This window comes from Planobispora rosea (assembly GCF_014648175.1).
Taxonomy (GTDB): Bacteria; Actinomycetota; Actinomycetes; order Streptosporangiales; family Streptosporangiaceae; genus Planobispora; species Planobispora rosea.
On record NZ_BMQP01000100.1, the window covers coordinates 1 to 4,707 of the forward strand.

1 protein-coding gene is annotated in these 4,707 nt (G+C 72.9%); it reads left to right on the forward strand.

The annotated features are described in order from the left end of the window. The coding region (locus tag IEZ08_RS38790) for a type I polyketide synthase (protein WP_189244218.1) at nt 1-4,707 on the forward strand (4,707 nt) is incomplete at both ends.

The window sequence follows — 4,707 nt, forward strand, 5'->3', positions numbered from 1 at the left end:
GAGGTGGGTCCGGACGCGGTGTTGTCGGTGATGGGCCCGGCCTGCGTCGAAGACGAGGAAGCGGCGTTCATCCCGCTGCTGCGTCGGGACCGGGACGAAGAGCGGGAACTGATCACAGGGATCGCCAGGGCGTGGGCGCGGGGTGTGCGGCTGGATTGGGAGGCGTTTTATGCCGGGTCCGGTGCCCGGCGGGTGGATCTGCCGACTTACGCCTTCCAGCACCAGCACTACTGGTTGGAGGCGGGCGAACTCCCGTCCGACGCACCCGGTCTGGGTCAGGAAGAGGCGGCTCATTCCATGCTCAGCGCCGTGGTCTCGCTGCCCGAAGGGGTCGTGCTGACCGGGCGTCTCTCGCGCCGCGGCCAGCCGTGGGTGACCGACCACGACGTGCTCGGCAACGTCATCCTCCCCGGCACCGCCTTCGTGGAGCTGGCCGTCAGGGCGGGTGACGAGGTCGGCTGCGACCTGATCGAGGAACTGACCATCGAGGCACCGCTGATCGTGCCGGAGGGCGCCGGTGTGGCACTCCGGGTGCTGGTCGGAGAGGCGGAGGGGGACGGTGCGCGCAGCCTGTCGATCCACTCCCGCGCCGACGGGGAAACGTGGGTGACCCACGCCCGCGGCACCCTGCGGTCCGCCCCCGAGACGGCCGAGCCCGCTCCGATGGCGACCTGGCCGCCCCAGGGGGCCGAGCAGATCGACGTCTCGGACGCCTACGACCGGCTGCGTGCCCGAGGCTACGCCTACGGTCCGGCCTTCCAGGGCCTGCGTGCCGCCTGGCGGCGGGGTGACGAGGTTTACGCGGAGGTCTCCCTGCCCGGGGCCGCGTCGGCCGAGGGCTTCGGCATCCATCCCGCGCTTCTCGACGCGGCCATGCACGCCGACCTCCTCGACGAGCACGCCGAGACCCTGATGCCCTTCGTGTGGAGCGGAGTACGGCTGCACGCCGCCGAGGCCACCTCGCTGCGCGTCAAGGTGACCAGGCTCGACGGCGGTGAGCTGTCGGCCATCGAGATCACCGACGCCCGGGGGCTGCCGGTGGCGACCGTCGCCACGCTCGTCTCGCGCCCGGTCTCCGAGGCTCAGCTGCGCACCGTCCGGCGGGATTCGCTGCTGAAGGTGGAGTGGGTACGGCCGGCCGCACCCGAGGCTCAGGCCGAGCCCACGTGGACGGAGGTCGCCTGGCCGGTCTCCGAAGTGAGCGGTGACGCGCAGGTGGTCTTCGTGACCGGCCTCACCGGTGAGACGGGCGGCCGGGCCGTGCCGGACGCGGTCACCTCGGCCACGCACGCGGCCCTCGACCTCCTGCGGAGCGGAAGGTTCGGCGGGGCCAAGGTCGCGATCGTCACCAGAGGAGCGGTGTCCGTCCACCGTGAGGACGTCACGGACCTGCCGGGCGCGGCGCTGTGGGGCATGGTCAGAGCCGCGGAGCAGGAGAACCCGGGGCGCTTCGCCCTGATCGACGCCGACGGCGCCGAACTGCCGACCGCCGTGGTCCTGGCCGCGCTCGCGGCGGGCGAGCCGGAGCTGGCCGTCCGCGACGGCGGAGTCTTCGTGCCACGACTGGCCAGGGTGAGTCCGGAGGCCGCCGCCGTGCCCGACCTCGGCGGCAAGGTGCTCATCACGGGCGGGACCGGCGGACTCGGCGCGATCCTCGCCGGACATCTGGTCCGCGAGTACGGCGTGACCTCCCTGGTCCTGGTCAGCCGCCGCGGCGGGCACGCACCCGGCGCGGTCGAGCTCCGCGAGAGCCTCGCCGAGCTGGGCGCGGAGGTCGAGATCGAGGCGTGCGACATCACCGACCGGCAGGACCTGGCCGTACTGCTCGACCGGCACCGCGACGTGACGACCGTCGTTCACGTCGCGGCGGTCGTGGACGCGGCGCTCGTCGCCGACCTCACCCCGGAGCAGATCGACAGGGTGCTGTCCGCCAAGGCGGAGTCCGCCTGGCACCTGCACGAGCTGACCAAGGATCGCGAGCTGGCGGCGTTCGTGTCGTTCTCCTCGGCCGCGGGTCTGGTCCTCGGGGCCGGTCAGGCGAACTACGCCGCCGCCAATGCCTTCCTGGACGCGCTGGCCGTCCACCGGAGGGCAGCGGGCCTGCCCGCGCTCTCGCTGGCCTACGGCATGTGGGCGGAGAGCACCGGGCTCGGCGGCGAGCTCGCCGAAGCCGACCTCCAGCGGATGCGGCGTCTCGGTCTGCCGGCGCTGACCGCCGTCGAAGGTCTCGCGGCGTTCGACGACGCCGTCAGGGCGGGAGAACCGGTGGTCGCACCGCTGAAGGTGGACCCGTCGGCTCTCGCGGCGCGGGGGAGCGACCTGCCCGCACTGCTCCGCGGCCTGGTCAAGCCCGCGGCACGCCGTACGGCGAGCACGGCGGCGGCCGAGTCGGGATCGGAGCTCCAGCGCAGGCTGGCCGCGCTGCCCGAGGCCGAGCGCGAGGAGGAACTGCTCACTCTGGTCCGCACCCAGGTGGCGGGTGTGCTCGGACATGACGGAGCCGACGCCGTCACCCCGGCCCGTGCGTTCAAGGAGATGGGATTCGACTCCCTGGCCGCGCTCGAACTGCGCAACGCCCTCAACGCGGTGACCGGACTGAAGCTGCCGGCGACGCTCGTGTTCGACTATCCCAACTCCCAGGCGGTGGCCGCCCACCTGTGGGAGCGTCTGGCGGGAGTGACCGCCGTCACCCCGGCGGCGCCGTCGGCCGGGGTCCCCGCCGACGAACCGATCGCCATCGTCGGCATCGCCTGCCGCTTCCCCGGCGGCGTGTACTCGCCCGAGGACCTGTGGCGGCTGGTGGCCGAGGGCGAGGACGCGGTCGGCGCCTTCCCCGCCGACCGCGGCTGGGACGTCGAGTCCATTTTCGATCCCGAGCCCGGCAAGGTGGGCAGGACCTACGCCGACCAGGGCGCGTTCCTCTACGACGCCGCCGAGTTCGACCCCGACTTCTTCGGCATCTCGCCGCGCGAAGCCGTGGCCATGGACCCGCAGCAGCGGCTCATGCTGGAGACGTCGTGGGAGGCGCTGGAGCGGGCGGGCATCGACCCGGCCACGCTCCGCGGCACCTCGACCGGTGTCTTCGCCGGGGTGATGTACCACGACTACGGCAGCAGGCTCCGCGAGATTCCCGAGGACGTGGCCGGCTATATCGGCAACGGCAGCGCGGGGAGCATCCTGTCCGGGCGCGTCGCCTACGCGCTCGGGCTGGAGGGCCCGGCGGTCTCCGTCGACACGGCGTGCTCGTCGTCGCTGGTGGCGATCCACATGGCCATGCAGTCGCTGCGCCAGGGCGAGTGCACGATGGCGCTCGCCGGAGGCGTGACCGTGATGGCCACCCCGGACATCTTCATCGACTTCAGCCTTCAGCGGGGCATGGCCGCCGACGGCAGGTGCAAGCCGTTCGCCGCCGCGGCCGACGGCACCGGCTGGGGTGAGGGGGTCGGTGTCCTCGCGCTGGAGCGGCTGTCGGACGCGCAGCGCAACGGCCACCGGGTGCTCGCCGTCCTCCGCGGATCGGCGGTGAACCAGGACGGCGCGTCCAACGGGCTGACCGCGCCCAACGGCCCCTCCCAGCAGCGGGTGATCAGGAAGGCGCTGGCCGCCGCCGGGCTCGAACCGCACGACGTGGACGCGGTCGAGGCGCACGGTACCGGGACGACGCTCGGGGACCCGATCGAGGCGCAGGCGCTGCTGGCCACCTACGGCCAGGACCGGGAGGCCCCGCTGTGGCTGGGTTCGATCAAGTCCAACCTCGGCCACACCCAGGCGGCGGCGGGTGTCAGCGGTGTGATCAAGATGGTCATGGCGCTCCGGAACGGGATGCTGCCGCGCACGTTGCACGTCGACGAGCCGTCGCCGCACGTGGACTGGTCGGCGGGCAAGGTCGAGCTGCTGACTGAGCCGGTGGAGTGGGCCCGCAACGGGCATCCCCGCCGGGCGGGGATCTCCTCCTTCGGCCTGAGCGGGACCAACGCGCATGTGATCGTGGAGGAGGCTCCGGCGGCGGAGGTCCCGGTGGTGTCGCCGGGGCCGGGGACGGTGGTGCCGGGATCGACCTCGGAGCCGGAGCCGGTGTCGGTGCGGGCGGGAGCGCCGGTGGCGTTGGCGCCGGTCTCGGCTCGTACGGCCGAGGCCGTGCAGGCGCAGCTGGCCCGGCTGATTGCGTCGGGGTCGGTGGGTGCGGCGTCGGTGGATGTGGCCTATTCGCTGGCCACGACGCGGGCGCAGTTCGATCACCGGGTGGTGTTGCTGGACGGTGAGCGGGTCGCCGAGGGCGGGGTGGCCGGGGGTAAGACGGCGTTCGTCTTCACCGGGCAGGGCAGTCAGCGGCTGGGCATGGGCCGTCAGCTGGCGGGACGGTATCCGGTCTTCGCCGCGGCGTGGGAGCGGATCGCCGAGCAGTTGCCGTGGCTGCGGGACATCGACGCCGCTCGGGTGGATCAGACGATGTATGCCCAGGCCGGGTTGTTCGCGCTGGAGGTGGCGCTGTTTCGGTTGCTGGAGTCGTGGGGGGTGCGTCCCGACTTCGTGGCGGGGCATTCGATCGGGGAGATCGCGGCGGCGCATGTGGCCGGGGTGCTCTCGCTGGAGGACGCGTGCGCTCTGGTGGCGGCGCGGGGCCGGTTGATGCAGGAGCTTCCCGGCGGTGGGGCGATGGTGGCCGTCGCCGCTGCTGAGGCCGAGGTGGCACCGTATCTGACGTCT